Origin of the sequence: Acinetobacter sp. PC34 (assembly GCF_051789135.1) — a bacterium.
In the GTDB taxonomy this organism is placed as follows: Bacteria; Pseudomonadota; Gammaproteobacteria; order Pseudomonadales; family Moraxellaceae; genus Acinetobacter; species Acinetobacter johnsonii.
The window spans coordinates 37,283-58,091 of the sequence record NZ_CP196664.1 but is presented as its reverse complement, the minus strand read 5'-3'; the positions used below and the strand labels follow the sequence as shown (position 1 = coordinate 58,091).

The 20,809-nt window shown below is 43.9% G+C and carries 14 protein-coding genes; 7 read left to right on the top strand and 7 right to left on the bottom strand.

Going from position 1 to position 20,809, the window contains the following annotated elements:
• Entirely contained in the window at positions 1-1,101 is a 1,101-nt protein-coding gene (locus tag ACSC9N_RS00245; RefSeq protein ID WP_395474979.1) for an efflux RND transporter periplasmic adaptor subunit, read from the bottom strand.
• A 157-nt stretch (positions 1,102-1,258) separates the two neighbouring features.
• Between ACSC9N_RS00245 and ACSC9N_RS00240 the strand changes: the two genes are divergently transcribed.
• The 5 genes from ACSC9N_RS00240 (at position 1,259) to ACSC9N_RS00220 (ending at position 8,221) form a co-directional block, all read left to right on the top strand.
• Positions 1,259-1,960 (top strand): IS1 family transposase, encoded by a 702-nt coding sequence (locus ACSC9N_RS00240; protein ID WP_004282341.1) that lies wholly within the window; start codon positions 1,259-1,261, stop codon positions 1,958-1,960.
• Positions 1,961-2,046: 86 nt separating this feature from the next.
• On the top strand, positions 2,047-2,673 hold the full coding sequence (locus ACSC9N_RS00235; protein ID WP_279734761.1) for a TetR/AcrR family transcriptional regulator: 627 nt from the start codon (positions 2,047-2,049) through the stop codon (positions 2,671-2,673).
• 205 nt (positions 2,674-2,878) lie between these two features.
• Positions 2,879-5,563 (top strand): phosphoenolpyruvate carboxylase, encoded by a 2,685-nt coding sequence (gene ppc / locus ACSC9N_RS00230; protein ID WP_159151818.1) that lies wholly within the window; start codon positions 2,879-2,881, stop codon positions 5,561-5,563.
• Positions 5,564-5,864: 301 nt separating this feature from the next.
• Positions 5,865-7,166, top strand: coding sequence for a solute carrier family 23 protein (locus ACSC9N_RS00225; protein WP_058951473.1), 1,302 nt, complete (start codon positions 5,865-5,867; stop codon positions 7,164-7,166).
• A 149-nt stretch (positions 7,167-7,315) separates the two neighbouring features.
• The gene (locus tag ACSC9N_RS00220) at positions 7,316-8,221 is read left to right on the top strand and encodes a LysR family transcriptional regulator (protein ID WP_395474977.1); all 906 of its coding nucleotides are present in this window, start codon (positions 7,316-7,318) and stop codon (positions 8,219-8,221) included.
• On the opposite strand, the gene ACSC9N_RS00215 is transcribed toward ACSC9N_RS00220, so the two are convergent.
• From ACSC9N_RS00215 to ilvD (ACSC9N_RS00195), 5 genes are all read right to left on the bottom strand, one after another.
• The gene (locus ACSC9N_RS00215; RefSeq protein WP_395474976.1) at positions 8,218-8,955 is read right to left on the bottom strand and encodes a sulfite exporter TauE/SafE family protein; all 738 of its coding nucleotides are present in this window, start codon (positions 8,953-8,955) and stop codon (positions 8,218-8,220) included. The genes ACSC9N_RS00220 and ACSC9N_RS00215 overlap by 4 nt on opposite strands.
• 161 nt (positions 8,956-9,116) lie before the next feature.
• Complete coding sequence (locus ACSC9N_RS00210; RefSeq protein ID WP_395474975.1) at positions 9,117-11,219, bottom strand: TonB-dependent siderophore receptor; 2,103 nt, start codon at positions 11,217-11,219, stop codon at positions 9,117-9,119.
• A 205-nt stretch (positions 11,220-11,424) separates the two neighbouring features.
• Positions 11,425-12,723: a hypothetical protein gene (locus tag ACSC9N_RS00205; RefSeq protein WP_242759839.1), complete on the bottom strand. Its 1,299-nt coding sequence runs from the start codon at positions 12,721-12,723 to the stop codon at positions 11,425-11,427.
• 71 nt (positions 12,724-12,794) lie between these two features.
• Positions 12,795-14,480, bottom strand: a complete 1,686-nt coding sequence (gene ilvD / locus ACSC9N_RS00200; RefSeq protein WP_395474974.1) for a dihydroxy-acid dehydratase — start codon at positions 14,478-14,480, stop codon at positions 12,795-12,797.
• Between the two features lie 438 nt (positions 14,481-14,918).
• Entirely contained in the window at positions 14,919-16,748 is a 1,830-nt protein-coding gene (ilvD, locus tag ACSC9N_RS00195) for a dihydroxy-acid dehydratase (protein ID WP_078388253.1), read from the bottom strand.
• 471 nt (positions 16,749-17,219) lie between these two features.
• Here ilvD (ACSC9N_RS00195) and fmt point away from each other — a divergent pair, with 471 nt between their 5' ends.
• Entirely contained in the window at positions 17,220-18,179 is a 960-nt protein-coding gene (gene fmt, locus ACSC9N_RS00190) for a methionyl-tRNA formyltransferase (protein WP_004691873.1), read from the top strand.
• Positions 18,179-19,483 carry a 16S rRNA (cytosine(967)-C(5))-methyltransferase RsmB gene (gene rsmB, locus ACSC9N_RS00185; RefSeq protein ID WP_004691874.1) on the top strand — a complete coding sequence of 435 codons (1,305 nt, stop codon included), beginning with the start codon at positions 18,179-18,181 and terminating at the stop codon, positions 19,481-19,483. Before fmt ends, rsmB begins: the two co-directional genes overlap by 1 nt.
• A 40-nt stretch (positions 19,484-19,523) precedes the next feature.
• On the opposite strand, the gene ACSC9N_RS00180 is transcribed toward rsmB, so the two are convergent.
• Positions 19,524-20,687 carry an IS4 family transposase gene (locus ACSC9N_RS00180; RefSeq protein ID WP_026056493.1) on the bottom strand — a complete coding sequence of 388 codons (1,164 nt, stop codon included), beginning with the start codon at positions 20,685-20,687 and terminating at the stop codon, positions 19,524-19,526.
• Positions 20,688-20,809 lie beyond the last annotated feature (122 nt).

The window sequence follows — 20,809 nt, the reverse complement described above, 5'->3', positions numbered from 1 at the left end:
TTAACTCCCTATCGCAATCTTGACCGTTTTATTGTCACGGCTAATCGGTTGAATTTTTTGTTTTTCACGCAGTAAATGTACCCCACCCACCACGACATAGTCCTTTGGCTGTAAACCTGAACGAATGGTAACGCTGTCTCGACCATACTCCCCCACACTGACAGGCACTTTACGAATACTGTTGTCAGCATTCACCACCCAGACATAGGCATTTTTACCCGCAGCAGAAACACTGGCTAACGGTACACTCAACACATTGCTTTCAGTTGAGCTGAAAAACACCCGAGCACTCTGTCCCAGTTGAATCGTATTTTGTCCTTCACGCAAAGCCACTTTGACACTAAAAGTACGTGACTGATCTGCGGCAGGCGAAATTTCGCGGACGTAGGCAGCAAAACGCTCATCAGGTTTGGACCACAAGGTGACGATTGCGTCTTGCCCAACTTTAATCTGAGCAATGGCTTGTTCAGGCACACCAATCACCACCTCACGATCACCTGAAATGGCCAGTTGAAATGCGGGTTGCCCTGCTGAAATCACCTGTCCAATTTCAATATTACGCTCGGTAATCACGCCGTTTTTATTGGCGATCAGTTGGTTATAACTGGTTTGGTTTTGCGTAACGTTATAATTGGCTTGTGCTTGTTTCAAGCTCGATAGTGCAGCTTTATATTGATTTTCAACGCTGTCGTACTGTGAACGACTCACCGCATGACTCGGTAATAATTGTTTAAAGCGATTGAGTTCATCCTGCGCATTTTTTTCAGCCGATTGAGCACTTTCTAACTGTGCTTTGGCTGCATTGAGTTGCAACTGGGCATCTTGCACATCTAAGCGCGCTAAAACTTGCCCGACTTTAACTTGGTCACCCACATCGACCAAACGCTCCGTGACTTGTCCCCCAACCCGAAAAGACAGTGCCGTTTGTTGGCGGGCTTGCACTTCGCCTGCATAGCTTTTTTGTTCTAGATGTGTGGTATTCGGTTGGCTCACCATTACCAAAGGCACCGACTCTGGTTCGGTCGTGTCTTTGCTACATCCCCACAAGGTGATACTACACACCACCATCATACTTGCCACAAGGGTCTGAATTTTGCTCATGAAGTCTGCTCTTCTTCCATAACCATCAATTAATCAGGCACAATATCCAGACTTAATTTGGTTATTTTTTAATTAATATACTGCATAGTACACTAATTGGTGGTGTTTCAAAAAGTATGCTGAAAAAAAGCAGGTTGGATTTTGATAAAATAGAGAAATGCGAATAACTCTAGAAATCAAGTGTCCAGCCTGCCTAAGTGACAGTATAAAGAAAAATGGCACAAAAGTAGATGGTAAGCAAAATTACCAATGTAAAATATGCAGACGTCAATTTATTGGTGATCATGCTCTCAGTTATCAAGGCTGTCACTCAGGTATCAAAACCAAAATATTACACCTCATGGTGCGAGGCAGTGGTGTCAGGGATATAGCAGAAATTGAAAGAGTAAGTATCGGTAAAGTTCTACGGACACTTAGCCAATCAAAATATCAACTTCGAGCACAGCAAAGTCATTATGAAACCCTTGAAGTAGATGAGTTTTGGACTTTTGTTGGTCATAAGCAAAATAAACAATGGCTAATTTATGCCTATCATCGAGAAACAGGTGAAATTGTTGCTTATGTATGGGGTAACCGAGATTTAGCCACTGCAAAACGACTTAAATTAAAATTGAAGCAGTTAGGTGTAAGCTATACATGTATATCAAGTGACCATTGGGATAGCTTTGTTACGACCTTTAAAGAATGCAAACAGTTGATTGGTAAATTTTTCACTGTGGGTATAGAAGGCAATAATTGTCGATTACGGCATCGAATCAGGCGAGGCTTTAGGAGAAGCTGCAACTTCTCCAAAAAGCTTGAAAATCATTTCAAAGCCTTTGATTTAGTGTTCTTTTATATCAATAATGGATTCGTTTAATGCCAGCATACTTTTTGAAACACCACCCACTAATTAAAGATATGCTCAGATGTAAATGACTTTTTGAACTTTTTTTAGGAAAATGTGTGCAAACTTCAGCAGGACGTCCCAAGGATTTAGAAAAACGGCAACGTATTTTGGAGGTGGCACGTCAGTTGTTTTTACAACATGGCTACCACGGCTCCAGCATGGACCATATTGCCAAGGAAGCGCACGTCACCAAACTCACGGTGTATAACCATTTTCAAGACAAAGCCAATCTGTTCAGTTGTGCGATTGAGGAAACCTGTGAAAAGCTGATGCTGGGTCGTTCATTTCAATTGCAACATGCCGAAGACTTTGTGCCCATGCTCGAACAGATCTGTGCGTTATCGATGCATATTATTAACCTGCCTGAGGCCATCAAGCTGGAGCACCTACTATTACAGCTGGCCGCTGAACAAAACCCATTACTAGAGAACTTCTATAAAGCCTCCCACCTCAAAATGCGGGCGATTTGGGAACAGTTCTTTGCCCAAGCTCAAGCCTTAGGCGTGCTTCAGTTTGAACAGGTCAATCAGGTCATCACCTTATTAATGTCTTTACTGTTTGGGTATCGTCACCAAGAAATGTTGTTGGGAATGAATGAAGTGCCAAATGCCGAACAACGCGAGCAACTGATTCAAGAGGCTATTGCGATTTTTTTATTAAAATACCCCTTACAAAAACATTAGGATTCGGTTAATTAAACTTGTATTTTTCATAATTAATTCAAATATTTGCAATTAAAAACTCTCTTTACTTTAAAACAATTGCTTGCCCTAAGTTATTCATTTGATTCTAAAATCAGCAATTAATCCCCTACTTTTGTCTGCCCCTACTTGGATTGTCATCGAATCGGGGTATAGTCAAATTAAGAACAACGAGGGAATAATAATCATGATTCAACAAATTGATGCTCCACTACGTGAAGATGTCCGATTACTCGGCAACCTATTGGGTGAAACCCTCAAGGAGCATGCAGGACAAGATTTGTTTAATCAGGTCGAGCAAATTCGGGCCTTATCCAAAGGGGCACGGGACGGTCAAGTTGAAGCCGAAAAGCAGCTGGAACAATTGTTTTTCAGCCTTGAAGACGATGAAATTTTGCCGCTGACGCGTGCCTTTACCCACTTTTTGAACTTTGCCAATATTGCGGAACAATATCATGTGGTGCGTAGCCGTCGTCAAAGTGAATTTGATGAGACCGCACCCTCTCCAAATCCGCTCGACCACCTCTTTGCTAAATTTAAAAATAACGACATTTCAACCGATACGCTGTTCCAGCAAATCTGTGATTTAAATATTGAACTGGTTCTGACCGCTCACCCTACTGAAGTCAGCCGACGTACCCTGATCCAAAAATATGATGGTATTAACGATGCCTTATTTAAAATGGATCAGCAAAAACTGACCCCTCGTGAGCGCCAAACAGTCCTTGAAGACTTAAAACAACTGATCTGTTCGGCGTGGCAGACCGATGAAATTCGTCAACACCGTCCAACCCCAGTCGATGAAGCAAAATGGGGCTTTACCACCATTGAGCAAACCTTATGGAATGCCGTGCCGAAGTTCATGCGTGAACTAGACGACATGGTGATTGAACACTGCGGGCAACGTCTGCCTTTACATGTGGCACCTGTACGTTTCGCTTCATGGATGGGTGGTGACCGTGACGGCAACCCGAATGTGACACACAACATTACTCAAGAAGTCCTGTGGCTATCGCGTTGGAAAGCGGCTGATCTTTACTTACGTGACATTGAAGATTTGCGTTGGGAACTGTCGATTCAAAGCTGTAGCGATGAACTGCGCCAAGCCTTGGGTCAAGACCATCCTGAACCCTACCGTGAATATCTACGCGATACCCGCGAACGTTTAAAAGCTACGCGCCATTGGCTCGCAGAAAAACTGCGCGGTGCCGATGCCGATGACAGCTTGGTGATTAAAGCCAAAGATGAACTGTTACAGCCTTTACTGCTGTGTTATCGCTCTTTGATTGCCAGCAATCTGCCTGAAATTGCCAATGGCAAATTGCTGGACTTTATCCATCGGGTGAACTGTTTCGGGATTGAACTGCTGAAACTGGATATTCGCCAAGAGTCAGGACGTCATCGCCAAGCGATTTCGGCCATTACTGAATATTTGGGTCTGGGTAATTTTGAAACGTGGACCGAACAAGCGCGCCAAAACTTCTTATTGCAAGAGCTACAAAGCAAACGTCCACTGTTGCCCAAGCATTTAAATGAACCTGCGCAAAGCTTGATTGAACAACCTGAAGTGCAAGAAGTATTTGCCACCATGCGTACTTTGGCAGCGCAGCCTCAAGAAAGTTTAGGTGCCTACATTATTTCGATGGCTGAATATCCTAGTGATGTGCTGGCGGTACTGCTTTTGCAAAAAGAAGCAGGCATCCAACATCCACTACGTGTGGTGCCATTGTTTGAAACATTGAAAGACTTAGATGGCGCCGCAGCCACCATGAATACCCTATTCAATATGCATTGGTATAAACAGCATATTCAGGGCAAACATGAAGTCATGATTGGCTATTCGGACTCGGCAAAAGATGCAGGCTTTATGTCAGCCAATTGGGCACAGTACCGTGCGCAAGAAGAATTAACCGCAATTGCGAAAACGCATGGCGTACAACTCACACTATTTCATGGTCGTGGCGGTTCCATCAGCCGTGGCGGTGCGCCAACGCAACAAGCCCTGTTTTCACAGCCACCTGGCTCGATTTCAGGTGCAATTCGAGTCACTGAACAAGGTGAAATGATTCGCTTCAAGTTTGGCTTAGAAGGCATTGCGCTACAAAACCTAGAGATTTATACCGCTGCCACTTTAGAAGCCACTTTACTTCCACCGCCCGTCCCAAAACCTGAGTGGCGCGAGTTAATGCACAGCATGACCGATTTGTCGGTACAGGTGTATCGTCAAACCGTGCGAGAAAACCCGCACTTCGTAAAGTACTTACGTACAGTGACGCCAGAGCTTGAACTGCAAATGTTACCGCTTGGCTCACGCCCTGCAAAACGTAAAGTCTCTGGCGGCATTGAGTCCTTACGTGCCATTCCTTGGGTATTTGCGTGGACCCAGATTCGTTTGATGCTACCCGCTTGGTTGGGTACTGGTGCGGCAATTAACCAAGTGATTGATCAAGGTCATAAAGCTACCTTAGATGAAATGCTGGTGGCCTGGCCGTATTTCCAAACCCTGATTGATATGCTGGAAATGGTGCTCTCAAAGTCTGATGCTCATGTGGCGCTGTATTATGAGTCGCATCTGACCGATGATGAAGACTTGAAAGTGCTCGGTGAACATCTGCGTCAGCGCTTAAAGTATGCGGTGCAAACCCTGTTAGCGCTTAAAGGTGAGTCTAAACTCCTCAGCAGTAACGAAGTTTTAGATCAGTCTATGAGAGTGCGCAAACCGTATTTATTGCCGCTGCATTTACTCCAAGCAGAGTTAATGAAACGTCGCCGCCGTTACCTAGAAGAGCGTCATGAAACAAATACACCTGTAGATCATGCACTTATGGTGAGTATCGCCGGCATTGCAGCAGGTCTTCGTAACACAGGATAAAGTTTTAAGCCCGCTCCATTTAAAGCACATCACTATGATGTGCTTTTTTATTGACCGCATGGTCAAACCTTTTATAATTTTTTTTATCAATCCAATCATAAATATTTATGAATGAGCGATTGGCTAAATTTACCAATTAAACCTTGATTTATCATTATTTTTAAAAATAAAAAGTTTTACCATGCGGTAAAAAGTTCTGAAAAGTCATGAGATTAGTTTGAACAATTTTTTGTATCACTGATTAAATCTTCTAAAAAACAAGAGTATGATGTGCACAATTTATCTTTAGAGTGCTCAAAAAATGTCCAATTGGTTTCCCAAATGGCGCCCGTACGAAGGCAATATCGATGCACGTCCTGTTGGCACAAGTGAATACCTCCCTGCTTCACAAAGTGCAATTTTAGGTGTTCAGCATGCCTTTGCCATGTTTGGAGCAACGGTTCTTGCCCCTTTCTTAATGGGCTTCGATCCCAACCTTGCCATTTTAATGTCCGGGATTTGTACCATCTTGTTCTTTATTATGACGGGTGGACGTGTTCCAAGCTATTTAGGTTCAAGTTTTGCCTTTATTGGGGTTGTGATTGCAGCAACGGGCTATACCGCATCGGGCACAGGCGCACTCAATCCAAATTTAGCTATGGCGGGCGGCGGTATTATTGCCTGCGGCGTGCTCTATACCTTGTTTGGTTTTATGGTCATGGCAACGGGCACCAAGTGGATTGAAAAACTGATGCCGCCTGTGGTGACAGGTGCTGTGGTGATGATTATTGGTCTCAACCTTGCCCCAGTGACGGTCAAAGGCGTTGCGGGCAATTCCTTTAATATGTGGATGGCACTGGTTACCGTATTATGTATGGGCTCGATTGCAGTCTTTACCCGTGGTTTATTGCAGCGTCTCTTATTATTAATTGGTTTGTTACTGTCTTACTTGGTCTATTTCATCGTGACCAACGTTATGGGCTATGGCACAGCGATTAATTTTGCACCAATTCAGCAAGCCGCTTGGTTTGGTTTACCGACTTTTCATGCACCTGAATTTAATGCCAATGCCATGATGATCATTGCACCAATCGCGTTAATTTTGGTGGCAGAAAACCTCGGTCACATTAAAGCCGTGAGTGCGATGACCGGTGAAAACCTTGATCCGCACATTGGTAAAGCGTTTGTTGCCGATGGTGTCGCAACGACATTAGCGGGTGGTGTCGGCGCACCAGGCATGACCACCTATGGTGAAAACATTGGGGTCATGGCAGTCACACGTGTTTACTCGACCATCATTTTTGCCATCGCAGGTGTGTTTGCCATTTTCTTGGGTCTGTCACCGAAATTTGGTGCCATCATCCATACCATTCCGACCGCGATTTTAACCGGTGCGTCGATTGTGGTGTTTGGTTTGATTACCATCGCGGGTGCAAAAATTTGGATTGAAAACAAAGTCGATTTTTCACAGAACAAAAACCTGATGGTCGCTGCAGTCACCATCATTTTAGGTACAGGTGATTTTGCCTTACAAATTGGCAACTTTAACTTGGGTGGTATTGGTACTGCTACGTTTGCAGCATTGTTCTTAAACTGGTTCTTCAGCTTAGGGCAAAAAGATTAATCTATCTGATATTTTGATTATCCATTGTTGATCGCAGCCTTCGGGCTGCTTTTTTTGGTCTAATGCTCTGACTCCTATTACACCTAAAGGGATGTCTCAAAACGCAAAAAGGACTAAGATAAAGCAACCTTTTCCGCTTTGACCCTGCCATGCGCCTTGATTTTTTTGATCTGCAATTGTTTATCAATATCCTGAGTACAGGCAGTCTGACCAAGGGTGCAGAACGCTCCGCCATTTCTTTACAGGCCGCCAGTGAGCGAATTAAAAAATTAGAACAGCATTTTAAAGTCAGTTTATTTACCCGCCATGCAACTGGGGTAAAAGCGACCCTTGCTGGACAAACCTTTGCGGAACATGCGCAGCACTTACTGCAACAACAGCAGCAATTACAACAAGCCATGCTGCCCTTTGCTCACAGTGCAACGAGCAACATTATATTGTGGTGCAACTCATCGGCGCAGAGTGAGTACTTACCGCATTTATTGCCGCAGTATTTGATGGAAAATCCGAAGCTCCATATTGAATTAAAAGAAGCCGAAACCAATGACATCATTCAGGCCCTCAGTACAGGCACGGCGCAGTTAGGACTGATCTCTGGTTTTTTTGATGCGGGACAGCTTGAAACTCAAGAGTTTGCTGAAGACCCGTTGGTACTGATCTGCCCAAGCCAGCATCCACTTGCCACTGCGGCACAACTAGAACTGGGAGAATTACTGCAACATCCGTTTGTGGGCCTCATGCAATATCACTCCTTACAACAGTCAATAGAAGCGCAAGCCAAACGCTTAGGCTGTGACATCCACTATCGTCTACGGGTGCCGAACTTTGCCGCGATTGCCCAAGTCGTTGCCAATGGCGTCGGCATTGCGATTATTCCCAAACGGGCAGCCCTGCGTTTAAAAGCACAGTATGATTTTCAGCAGGTTGAACTCTTAGGCAAATGGGCCAACCGCAAGTTGCTATTAGCAGCACGGTGTTTTGATCAGCTCCCTGCAGATTATCAACGTTTTAGTCAATTCCTCTTGAGCCAACATGACCAACTCATTGCGCATTAAAGCCAGCCCAGTTGATGTAAAACCATATAACTGCCAAATAAGACTAGGCCCACAAAGAACACCTTACGAAAGGCTTGCTCAGGGATGCGATAGCGAATTTTAGTGCCCAACCACATTCCGAGCAATGCAGGCAGCAGTGCGATCAACGACAGTTGATAGTCAATTGGAGTGTCTTCAACAGGATTTAGATGTAAATACACGGCAAGACATAAAGTTGAAACGGTAAAGGCAAGGCCGAGCGATTGTACCAAATCATCCCGTTTCAAATGCAAGGACTGCAAATACGGCACCACGGGAATCACCACCACTCCTGTCGCCACCGTCAAAGCACCGCCCAAATAGCCCATGATCGGTGATAAATATTTTTCATACGGGGCTAAGTGGGGCATGTTTTTGGCAAACAAACCATATAGACCATAAATGGCCAGCATCCCGCCCAACAGCGCTTCACTTTGAAATTCGCCATGTCCAAGTGTAGGAAAAACACTCCAAACTGAACCAATGATCATGCCCACTAGCAACGGCCAAAAGCGTTGTACCAGTCGCAGTACACGCCCTTCTGCAAACAATTGCCAAAAGTTCGTGACCATGGAAGGGATAATCAGCAAAGTTGCCGCTTGAAATGGGCTAATCACCAAAGATAAAAGTCCCATCGACACGGCGGGCAAACCCAGACCAATGGTACCTTTAATCATGCCTGCGACAGCAAAAACAAAAATAACAAAAGCAAGCATGACGCTTCTCTCTAAACACTTAGCGCCATGCTATAAAATTTAAATCTGGGCTCATATCACTGTTTTTAGAAGTAAGCCTCAACCAAAGATTGAGGCTTACTGGAAAGAATGGTCTGGACTCAACTGTTATTGAATCCAGATGTGATGCGCTGTAATTCTGCTTAGTATTTGAAATTTAGGCTGAAGCGGAAAGTACGTGGATCGCCCCAGCTCACCAATTGTGCATTTGGCGTGGTTCCGACTAAATACTCTTTATCAAACAGGTTTTTTACGCTGAATTTTGCGCCCCAATTTTTCGCCTCATAACCTGCACTGACGTCATATAGCGTATAGCTCGATAGTGGCACATAATCAGTCCCACGTTGTGCTGTACGCGCACCTTGATAATTCGCACTGGCACCAATATTCCAGCCCAATTGCTCATCTGCAAAGAAGTATTGGGTTGATAAAGAGGCTGCATTTTTAGGCACATGGTTAATTCGCTTGCTGATATCACTGCTGGTGGTACTTTCTGTCGTTTCTGCAGTAGGAATATAACTATAGGTTGCGATCAAGTTCCATTGATCCGTCAACGCAGCGGATAACTCAGTCTCAAAACCTTTAGTTTTTTGTTCACCGATTTGCACATAATAACCGAGGGTAGAATCCGACTCAGTCACGTTCTGACGGGTTAAATTATAATAAGCCACATAACCTTGCAGTCTTTGATTCAGCCTTTGGAACTTAACTCCAACCTCAAACTGCTCTCCCTCTTCAGGGTCCAATAGTGTTCCACCAGCGCCAGTGTTGCTCACAGGAAAGAATGAGGTTGCATAACTCAAGTAAGGGGCAAACATATCATTGATTTGATACATCAAGGATGCATTACCCGTGAAAGCGTTGTCCGAGTTTTTCAGCGTCGTATCATTAAAAAGGTCATCGACTTCGACCTGTGTCCAGTCATGACGACCCGATAAGCCCAAGATCCAATGATCATCAATTTTAAAATTATTACGTAGATATACACCCATATATTGGGTGTCGGTAATTTGGTGAGCAATTGTTGTTGTTGCTTTTGGAATTGCAGTGTAAACAGGATTATTGGCATTAAAAGATGACAAACTATTGCGACGGCGTTCATAGTCACTACGCTCATGCATCATATCTAAACCAATCATTAAATCATATTGGGTTTTGCCCCAATCAAAATGACGCGACAAATTATGATCTAGCGCAAAATTCACATCATCTTTAATCTGTCTTTCCACCGTCCGTTTGATGGTCGGTAATGTGTTATTACTCCCCGCCAATACTGGATTGTTATCTGCATCGGTTTTGGTGACCGCAAAGTTTTGTTTAAAGCTCCAGTCATTATCAAAATAATGCGCATAGTTCGACCCTAAGCGTAGAACATCGACCGTATTGCTTAGATTCGGTGCACCAAAAAATAAGGTCTGTGAATAGTTTTTATAAGCGCCATTGCTATAGGGAATCCCCTGCTGGCGAATAAAATCCCGATGCTGATAGCTGGCAATCACAGACAATTCGTCTTTTTCACCTAAGTCAAAATTATAAGACGGTGCAATATAATAATTTTTATAATAAACATAATCAGTTGGATCATCTTGGTCAGAGGCATGACCCACCACACGAAACGCCCCTTTTTCGCTATCATTTGGCGCATAATTGATATCAAATGTGCCATCTACAAAGGCATTACTGCCATAGCTCACACTGCCCCGAGAAAAAGTTTCAGCTTCAGGACGTTTGGTGGTTAAGTTAACTAAGCCGCCCGGCAAGGCAAAGCCAAAACCAGTCGATGTCGGCCCTTTCACCACTTCAATCGACTGTAAACCACTGATGTCCTCTGAACGTAGGGCATTATCAGAAGTTTGAATACGCAAGCCATCTACATAGGTCTGTGCACTGGAAACCTGCCCACGAATAATAAAGTCATCCCAACCACGGCGACCATACTGTCCTGCGGTGACCCCCGCTACACCCTGCAAGGCTTCAGACAGTGTTTTTGCTTGTTTCTGTTCCAGTTGTTTTTCACTAATCACGCTGATCGATTGTGCGGTTTCAAAAAGTGGGGCATCTGAACGCAAAACAGCTGATGCAGTTTTTGCTGCATATGCCGCTTTGTCATCAGCACCTTGGGCTTCAAATTGCAAAGTCGGTAAAACTTGGGATGATGCTGTTTCCTGTGTCTCGCCCTGAGCAAACGCTGCTGTAGTCATCACGGCCAGAATGGATAAGCTCAAAGAAGAAATATGAAAACGCATAACATCAATCAACAGACAGAAAGAATGCCAATTATAATCATTTTCATTTGGAAGCCTATTTATTAATAAAATTTAACAATGAATTTAATTGTTAAACCTCATTAACATTATTAATAAGCACTTTAATAACTCAGCCTAAAACACCATCGGCTTTAGGTTTCATGTGTTATTGGACTGTTTTGATCAATAAGAGGTATACAAAAACTCAGCCTTCGCTTTCATCCACAGGGTCGGTTTTATATTGATCTTCCAGCACATTACTGAAAATACTTTCAATCATCCAGACGCGATACAGACTATTAAAGACATAGCTCTGCCCATCCACACGCAGTTCAATCACGGGGAAATCAGGCTGGGACTTCATTTCACAGAGCATGTCATTTTCTTGAAGCTTGGCTTCTACATCTTCGGTGATCAATGCTGTGATTTCCAATTCTTGCATCAGTTGATCAAAATGCGATTTAAAGGATAAATCTTTGCCTTGGGTCCAAACGGCTTTCAAAATCCGATACATGGCATCAATACGCTGCTCTTCGGGCACGCTATAAAATAACTGTGCCATCGCCAAAGTGGCTGCTTGCGTCGGACGGCAAAACGGTGTGAATTTGATTTCTGTCCGTTTGGATAAACGCGTTGCCAAACTCCAATCAAACCCATCTCGACCGTGATAACTGAGCGGGTAGACATTGAGCTGAATATTATAATAATCGGCCAGTTCTTCTTTAATATAAGCCAATAACAACCATGAAATTGGATCTTCCAGCGCAACGTATAAGTCTAACTCTGGATCGAGCGCCTGAATTTCATTTAACTCTTCAGCATCACTAATCAAATGCTCACGCCAATCAATATGATTGATCAAAAAAATGGGGTTATCGGTAAATAATTTTTGTTGTTTTAAACGGCGCGTTAAACGCAGCAGATCATCGACGGCATGATACTGACGATCACCGAGCTGGAAGTAACTGGCCAGTACCGCATCATCATTAAAAATACGTTCTGGAAAGTTTTGCTCTTGATGATGACGGCTGGCCATCGCATATAAGGTGCGCAGCTTACCTTCTTGTTTTTGCCACAGCATGTGAAACACATCTTCCAGCAAATACAAAAAGTCCTGCCCACGCAGCGGCGTATGCCGCAAGATGGTTTCTGCTTGGCTCAATGCCTCTGGACTGGGTTGTTCTGGCGTTTCGTGAAAGCTAAAACGGTGCTGACGCGACAGAATTTTGGCATCATTTAAACAATAAGTTTGCCATTCCAAAGCCGACATTTGGTTCGGAGGTTCAGCAGCCTGACTGGAAATGACCACCTTCAATGGCTTCAGTTCATCCGCTAAAATTTCTTCAATTTGTGGTAACTGCTGAACCGCTAAATAGCTATATACATCGTCGAGGCGTAAATGAATACTCAAGCCTTGTTCTGTAGATACGACCGTTTGACGAATCGGTTTTTGATAAAACCAACGCGATCGAATCGGATCGAACCATCGACGCAACAGTGACATGAGCAAAGCCTCTAAATTAAACCCTTGAAAGTACTACAAGGGTTTATATCAATTCACAGCAAAATGATCAATTAGACATCTAAATTTAGATCAGTTACCGCGCCTTTTTCCGCACCAGTGGTCAGTTTTGCAAACTTGGCCAAAGCCCCATAACGATAATTCGGTTGCGGTTTCACCCACGCGGCTTGACGCGCTGCAATTTCTTCTGCCGAAACATGCCACGTCATTTCGCGGGTTTCGGCATTAATCGAGATGCGATCTCCGTTTTGCACTAGACCAATTGGCCCGCCTTCATAGGCTTCTGGGGTTACATGTCCAATGACAAAACCATGACTGCCGCCAGAGAAACGACCATCGGTGATCAGCGCCACAGATTTACCGAGTCCTTTACCAATAATCGCTGAGGTCGGTTTCAGCATTTCAGGCATACCCGGACCACCTTTAGGCCCTTCACCACGAATCACCACCACCTCACCCGCTTGAACTTCGCCGTCCAAAATACCACGCATCGCACCGATTTCACCCTCAAAGACACGCGCAGGCCCTTCGAAATACAAACCTTCTTTGCCGGTAATTTTAGCCACAGCACCTGTTGGAGACAGGTTACCTTTAAGTACCACCAAGTGAGAGTCTTTTTTAATTGGCGCGTCGAACGGTAAAATAATCTGCTGACCTTCTGGATAGTCTTCGACCTCAGCCAAATTTTCCGCCAAGGTCTTTCCAGTTACGGTTAAACATGAACCATCGAGCATGCCAGCATCCAGCATACGCTTCATCAGCGGTTGAATGCCCCCAATCGCAATCAGCTCAGACATCAAATATTTGCCAGATGGACGTACATCGGCCACCACGGGAATATCTTGCCCAATACGGACGAAATCATCCAAACTCAGCTCAACCCCAGCAGTATGTGCCATTGCCAGTAAGTGCAGCACACCATTGGTCGAACCACCCAAGGCAATCAGCACTTTAATTGAGTTTTCAAATGCAGCTTTGGTCATAATGTCGCGTGGTTTCAGGTCTAAGCGCAGCAAATTCATCACCGCTTCACCTGCTTTTTGACAGTCGATCCGCTTGTCATCCGAAACTGCTTCTTGCGCAGATGAACCCGGTAAACTCATGCCCAAAGCTTCAATCGCAGAGGCCATCGAGTTTGCAGTGTACATACCGCCACAAGAACCTGGCCCCGGCAGTGCCACTTCTTCAATCTGTTTAACTTGAATGGCACTGATTTCACCTTTGGCGTGCTGACCCACAGCTTCAAAGACAGAAATCATGTCAGTATGCCCTGCGCCCGGCTTAATCGTCCCGCCATAGACAAACAAACCCGGACGGTTTAAACGGGCCAAGCCCATGATGCAACCCGGCATGTTTTTGTCACAGCCACCAATGGCAATCACCCCATCATAGGCCTGGCATCCCACCACCGCTTCTATCGAGTCTGCAATAATTTCACGGCTCAGCAATGAATACTTCATGCCTTCGGTGCCGTTCGAGATCCCGTCAGAAATGGTAATGGTATTAAAAATAATGCCTTTACCGCCAGCTTGATTGACCCCTTTTTCAGCCTCACGTGCCAAACCATCGATGTGCATATTACATGGCGTGACATTGGCCCAAGTAGATGCAATACCGACAAAGGGACGAGTAAAGTCTGAATCTTTAAAGCCTGTGGCACGCATCATGGAACGTGCGGGTGCATTTTCGATGCCTTCATAAACAGGAGCTGAATGTTCGCGGATATTGTCTTTACTCATTGTATTTGTCCTTAGCGATGGCGGCGTATTGCTCTACAGTCTTGGCAATTTTTTCTGTTTTTATTGTATAGAAAGCAGGCTAGACATAAAAGTACAATGAGACTTTTGAGTCAATCCCCATCAAGCTCTTCACGGTCTTAACATATTGATCTTGAATCCATCAGGTTGTTTGATACACGGAAACGTCGTCCGCAACCTGCATAGCCGATTCAATGGGCGGTTTTTTCAAGGCATTCTTTTAGATGCAGAAAATAAACAGGTTTTGCGGACGACCAATGGTTTTGCCTACTTTTGCCGAAACAAAAGTAGGTCGAACCGAAGGATATCAACTGCAATTTGAGAAACCTATTTTAAGACTCCATTGTGCTGAACCAATGACTTTTAAATAAAAAGCACCCCAAATGGAGTGCTTTTTTTTACTCAGTCAAAGACTACAGCTTAAATTTCACGTACCGCACCTTTAGACGCACTCGTGGTATGCATCGCATAAGCTTTTAAGGCTTTAGACACTTTACGTGGACGTTGTTCAGCAGGTTGCCAGCCTTTGGCTTCTTGCACTTCACGGCGCGCAGCCATCGTTGCTTCATCCACGGCTAAGTGAATGCTACGGTTTGGAATATCGATTTCGATACGGTCGCCATCTTCCACCAAACCAATTGCACCGCCTTCAGCCGCTTCAGGCGACACGTGACCAATCGATAGACCTGATGAACCGCCAGAGAAACGCCCATCGGTGAGTAAAGCACAGTCTTTACCAAGGCCTTTCGATTTTAAGTAACTGGTTGGATACAACATTTCTTGCATACCCGGACCACCACGTGGTCCTTCGTAACGAATCACCACCACATCACCAGCGGTGATTTTTCCACCTAGAATCGCTTCTACCGCTGCATCTTGGCTTTCAAACACACGTGCGGTGCCGTTGAATTTTAAGATGGAATCATCTACACCAGCTGTTTTCACAATACAGCCTTCAAGTGCAATGTTACCGTACAGGACAGCCAACCCCCCATCTTGAGAGAAGGCATGTTCAGCATTACGAATCACGCCGTTGTCACGGTCACCATCTAAACGAGAGTAGTAACGGTCTTGTGAAAATGCGGTTTGCGTCGGCACACCACCCGGTGCTGAACGGAAGAATTGATACACTTCTTCATCTTCAGTACGGATGATGTCCCACTTGTCCAAAGCATCTTTTAAGGTTTTTTCATGCACAGTGGGTACAGACGTATCCAATAGCCCTGCACGGTCTAACTCACCCAAGATCGACATGATACCACCCGCACGGTGTACATCTTCCATGTGCACATCTTGCTTTGCAGGTGCAACTTTACACAGCACAGGCACTTTACGTGACAAACGGTCAATGTCAGTCATGGTAAAGTCAACTTCCGCTTCATGCGCCGCTGCCAACAAGTGTAAAACGGTATTGGTTGAACCGCCCATTGAAATATCAAGCGTCATGGCATTTTCAAAGGCTGCTTTGGTGGCAATTGAACGTGGCAACAAGCTGTAATCGTTTTGTTCATAATGACGTTTAGTAATTTCAACGATCAACTGACCTGCTTTTTCGAATAATTTTTTACGATTGGCATGGGTCGCTAAGGTTGAACCATTGCCCGGAAGCGATAGTCCCAAAGCTTCGGTTAAACAGTTCATTGAGTTTGCAGTAAACATGCCTGAACATGAACCACAGGTTGGACAAGCTGAACGTTCGTATTCAGCCACTTCTTCATCAGTGAAGCTGTCATCTGCTGCGACAATCATGGCATCGACAAGGTCAATCGCGTGTTCATTACCACGGATTTTCACTTTACCCGCTTCCATCGGCCCGCCAGAGACAAACACCACAGGAATGTTCAGGCGCATAGACGCCATCAACATGCCCGGAGTGATTTTGTCACAGTTTGAAATACAGACCATCGCATCAGCACAGTGCGCATTGACCATGTATTCCACTGAGTCTGCAATCAAGTCACGTGAAGGCAATGAATACAGCATGCCATCGTGTCCCATCGCGATCCCATCATCGACCGCAATGGTATTAAATTCTTTAGCTACGCCACCTGCTTTCTCAATTTGACGTGCCACAAGTTGACCTAAGTCTTTTAAATGAACGTGACCCGGTACAAATTGAGTGAATGAGTTGACTACCGCAATAATCGGCTTACCAAAGTCTTCGTCTTTCATCCCCGTTGCGCGCCATAAGCCACGCGCACCCGCCATGTTTCTTCCGTGTGTTGATGTTTTTGAACGATAGTCAGGCATTGTACTTTTCCAACATAGTTGTGCTTGAGATGAATGTCCACATTCACTCTGGCTAAAATCTGAGTTCTGAGAGTGTCAAACTGTCAAAAATTTAAACATAGCATATTCGCATTCTGCATAAATCTCGTTTTTAGGCATCTCGACCTAAATTACCGAAGGCAGTAAGTTTGCGCGCTACATTTTAACCGATGAGCTGACATTCAATTGCATATGGAAACTACTATAACCCGTTCAATCGCCTTGCAATACAAAACTTCTATGAATAATTTTTAAATTTTGCATGAGTTTTATTTATATGAAATACAAATTTTGAGCGATATGCTATCAAGGATCCTTCCGCTATTTTTTGAATAAAACTCTCGCACATCATCTAGTTAGAACTACTCTATCGGCTTTTTATGCAGGATAAATCTGTAGCTGCTCGAGTTTTGCTATAATTGTTTTAATCTTCTCCTTTTTTCCGAGTATTTCTTGAAAATCATCTTTGCAGGCACGCCCGAATTTGCGGCTGTGGCATTAGACGCTCTCCTAAAAACAGAACACGAAATTGTAGCCGTCTATACGCAACCTGACCGTAAAGCAGGTCGTGGGCAGAAACTTACCGCTTCAGCCGTGAAGCAGTTGGCTTTAGCACATGATATTCCTGTCTATCAACCGCTGCATTTTAAGTCTTCAACTGAAGAAGGCTTAGCGGCTCAGGCTGAATTGAAAGCCTTAAATGCAGATGTCATGGTGGTGGCGGCTTATGGCCTGATTTTGCCTCAAGTGGTTTTGGATACGCCTAAATATGGCTGTTTAAACATTCACGGTTCGCTGTTGCCACGCTGGCGGGGTGCAGCACCTATTCAACGCGCAATTTCTACTGGAGATACCGAAACTGGGGTCACCATTATGAAAATGGCCGCAGGTTTGGATACGGGCGATATGATGTATAAAACCTACTGCCCGATTGAAACTACAGATACCTCTGCAAGTTTGCATGACAAACTGGCACTCCAAGGGGCTGAAGCGACGGTCAAAGTGTTAGCCTCTGAAAGCACATTGCAGCACTATTTAGACAACCGCGAAGTGCAAGATGAAGCTTTGACAGTCTATGCACACAAACTCTCTAAGGCTGAAGCGCAAATTGATTGGACTTCAACAGCGGTGCAAATTGACCGTAATATTCGCGCATTTAACCCATGGCCTGTCGCATTTATCGCACTGGATGAAAGCAATAATCTGCGCGTTTGGGGTTCGATGTTGTCTCAAGAAAATGCCCAAGCTCAAGCTGCAGGGACCATTTTAGCCATCGATAAACACGGTGTTCATGTGGCTTGTGGCGATGAACAAGCAGTGTGTTTAAGCTCTCTGCAATGGCCAGGTGGTAAACCCCTAAATGCCGTACAAATTTTACAAACCCAAAAACTGAATATTGGACAAATTTTATAATGAAACAATCTCCCCACGCCTCAGGTAAGACTCTAAACTTACGTGCTCAGGTTGTTAAAACGTTATTGGCTGTCCAAAATGGTCAATCACTGGCATCGGTGCTTCAGCAACACATGGCAATTGTGTCTGACAAAGACCGTGCCTTGTACCATGAATTAGTTCTTGGCTGCCTACGCCAATGGCATGCACTTAAACAAGTGACTTTACCGTTGTTGACTAAGCCACTGGAAAACCAAGTCGTTGAAACCTGTTTATATGTGGGTTTATACCAATTGTTGTGTACCCGCGTTGCAGCGCATGCCGCGATTTCTGAAACGGTAGAAGCAGCCAAACAATTGGGGATGGAAAGCTTAAGTGGTGTGGTGAATGCCATTTTACGCCGTGCAACACGTGAAACAGAACAATTCTACGATGTTTTGGAACAAGCCTCGAATCTGCCAAGTTGGTTATCCAAACGTTTGAAAAAAGACTGGGGCGAGCAATTGGCTGAAATCAGCTATGAGCTTAAACAAGTTGCACCCTTAACCTTAAGAGTGAACACCTTACAAGTCAGCCGTGACGAATATCTTGAAATTTTAGAAGATGAAGGCATTGAAGCACACGCCTGTGAACTTTCGAATGTCGGTATTGTGTTGGATGACAGTCTGCATATCCCAAGCCTACCGGGTTTTGAAGTAGGTGGTTTTTCAGTACAAGATGAACATGCGCAACTCTGTGCAACCTTGTTGCCAGACTTAAATGGCAAATTCGTAATTGATGCCTGTGCAGCACCTGGCGGCAAGACAGCGCATATTTTAGAGATGTATCAGCCGAAAAAACTGATTGCACTCGACCAAGATGAAAAGCGCTTAAAACGTGTCTCTGAAAACTTAGAGCGTTTGGCTTTAAATGAAAAGTATGTCGACATTATCACTGCCGATGCAGTGAAATGGACATCGCCTGAACTGGCGGATTGTATCGTTCTCGATGCACCCTGTTCTGCCATTGGAGTAATCCGTCGCCATCCCGATATTCGTTTACTGCGTCAGTCGGGCGATATTGCTAAAACAGTACAGCTGCAAAAGCAAATTCTTGAAAATATGTGGCAACAACTCAAAGTCGGCGGCACATTGCTTTACATCACCTGCTCGATTTTGAAAGCCGAAAATGAACAGCAAATGGTCGACTTCTTTGCTGAACATACGGATGCGAAAGAAATTAAAATTGATGCCGATTGGGGTGTTGAGCAGATTCATGGTCGCCAACTACTCCCACAAGTAGGGCGTGGCGATGGTTTTTATTATTGTCGCATTGAAAAAATTTAAAAATAAAAGGAGCTGAAAGGCCACTGCTGTCCCATAAATATCACAAGAAGAACCTCAGTTGAGGTTCTTCTTGTTTATTCCACTTTTTGTCAGGTAAAAACAAAGCCTTCAATGGTTTCCTTTCAAATAAATTCACCTGAATAATTCTTAATAATCTTTGAACACTCCATCCTTCCTGCGCCATATGTTTCGCAAAACTCACCAATAAATACGCGATTAGTGCAATCCATATTTGTGTTTGTATCGCATTGCGACTACGGCCTAAAAACGATTTCAACTTTAGGTTTTGCTTGATCGCTTTAAAAAATAGTTCTACTTTCCATCGATCTTTATAAATTGCAGCAATGGTTGATGCAGCTAAATGAAAGTTATTACTTAAAAACTCAAACGTTCTTTTCTTTTTTTCATCATAAAATTCTATACGTCTTAATCGCTTCGGTGCACCACGCTTTTTAGCATAATCGCTACTCAACTCAATATATTCATCCGCAAGAATCCCCTTACTGACTAACACATCTTGTTTTGATTTCACCTCATAAACTGTCTTTGGTCTCAGCCTAGTGACAAAGCTGACTTTTTGGTTGGTCATTTCTACAAAACACTGATAATCAACATACCCTTTATCAAATACAATGATACTTCCAGGTGGGAATTTGAGTCGTAGACCTTGTACCATGTCATTTTCAATACCATCACCAAGCGCAACAAATTCAGGAATGGTATTACTATGATTTAACCCAACTGTAAGTTTTATACTGGCTTTGGACTCATGTACTTTTGCCCATTCACACAATGACAGTGAAAGATCAATATGACTCGCATCAAGTGAATATAATGGATTTTTAAATCGAAATTTATGAGCAATCTTGGAATTTTCACAATGTTGAAGTAATTGGATAAACAATTGCTGATACAAGCTAACTGGTTGTTCTTCATTGATTCTTGCCAACGTACTTCGTGCAATTCTTTTGGCACCAAGGTGATAAAGCTTTTCCTGTTGTGATTCGAGATTAGACTCAATATCCCTCAAGCTTTGACGACATGATAATTGAGACATCAAAATAGCAATAAATTGATCCCATCGTGTTGCAGATCTTAATTTTTGTCCTTGATGGTATTGTTTTGCAAGACGTTCAAAATCTTGTCTTAAAATGGGTTTGAGTAATTGATGAAATACAGTATTTTGATGTGATAAAACCTGAATCCTTGTAGTTGAAGTGTTTGTTCGCACTTATATTTTAACTACTTTGGACTCAGGTTTTTTATTTAAATCTAACTATGGGACAGCAGTGGCTGAAAGGCTCCTTTTTTCATGTGTGTACTGAT

Coding starts and splice junctions, on each gene's coding strand:
- ACSC9N_RS00225 (WP_058951473.1), top strand. CDS start 5,865: ATGTCCAATTGGTTTCCCAAATGGCGCCCGTACGAAGGCAATATCGAT.
- ilvD (WP_078388253.1), bottom strand. CDS start 16,748: ATGCCTGACTATCGTTCAAAAACATCAACACACGGAAGAAACATGGCG.
- ACSC9N_RS00215 (WP_395474976.1), bottom strand. CDS start 8,955: ATGCTTGCTTTTGTTATTTTTGTTTTTGCTGTCGCAGGCATGATTAAA.
- ACSC9N_RS00220 (WP_395474977.1), top strand. CDS start 7,316: ATGCGCCTTGATTTTTTTGATCTGCAATTGTTTATCAATATCCTGAGT.
- ilvD (WP_395474974.1), bottom strand. CDS start 14,480: ATGAGTAAAGACAATATCCGCGAACATTCAGCTCCTGTTTATGAAGGC.
- ACSC9N_RS00210 (WP_395474975.1), bottom strand. CDS start 11,219: ATGCGTTTTCATATTTCTTCTTTGAGCTTATCCATTCTGGCCGTGATG.
- ACSC9N_RS00205 (WP_242759839.1), bottom strand. CDS start 12,723: ATGTCACTGTTGCGTCGATGGTTCGATCCGATTCGATCGCGTTGGTTT.
- rsmB (WP_004691874.1), top strand. CDS start 18,179: ATGAAACAATCTCCCCACGCCTCAGGTAAGACTCTAAACTTACGTGCT.
- ACSC9N_RS00240 (WP_004282341.1), top strand. CDS start 1,259: ATGCGAATAACTCTAGAAATCAAGTGTCCAGCCTGCCTAAGTGACAGT.
- ACSC9N_RS00245 (WP_395474979.1), bottom strand. CDS start 1,101: ATGAGCAAAATTCAGACCCTTGTGGCAAGTATGATGGTGGTGTGTAGT.
- ppc (WP_159151818.1), top strand. CDS start 2,879: ATGATTCAACAAATTGATGCTCCACTACGTGAAGATGTCCGATTACTC.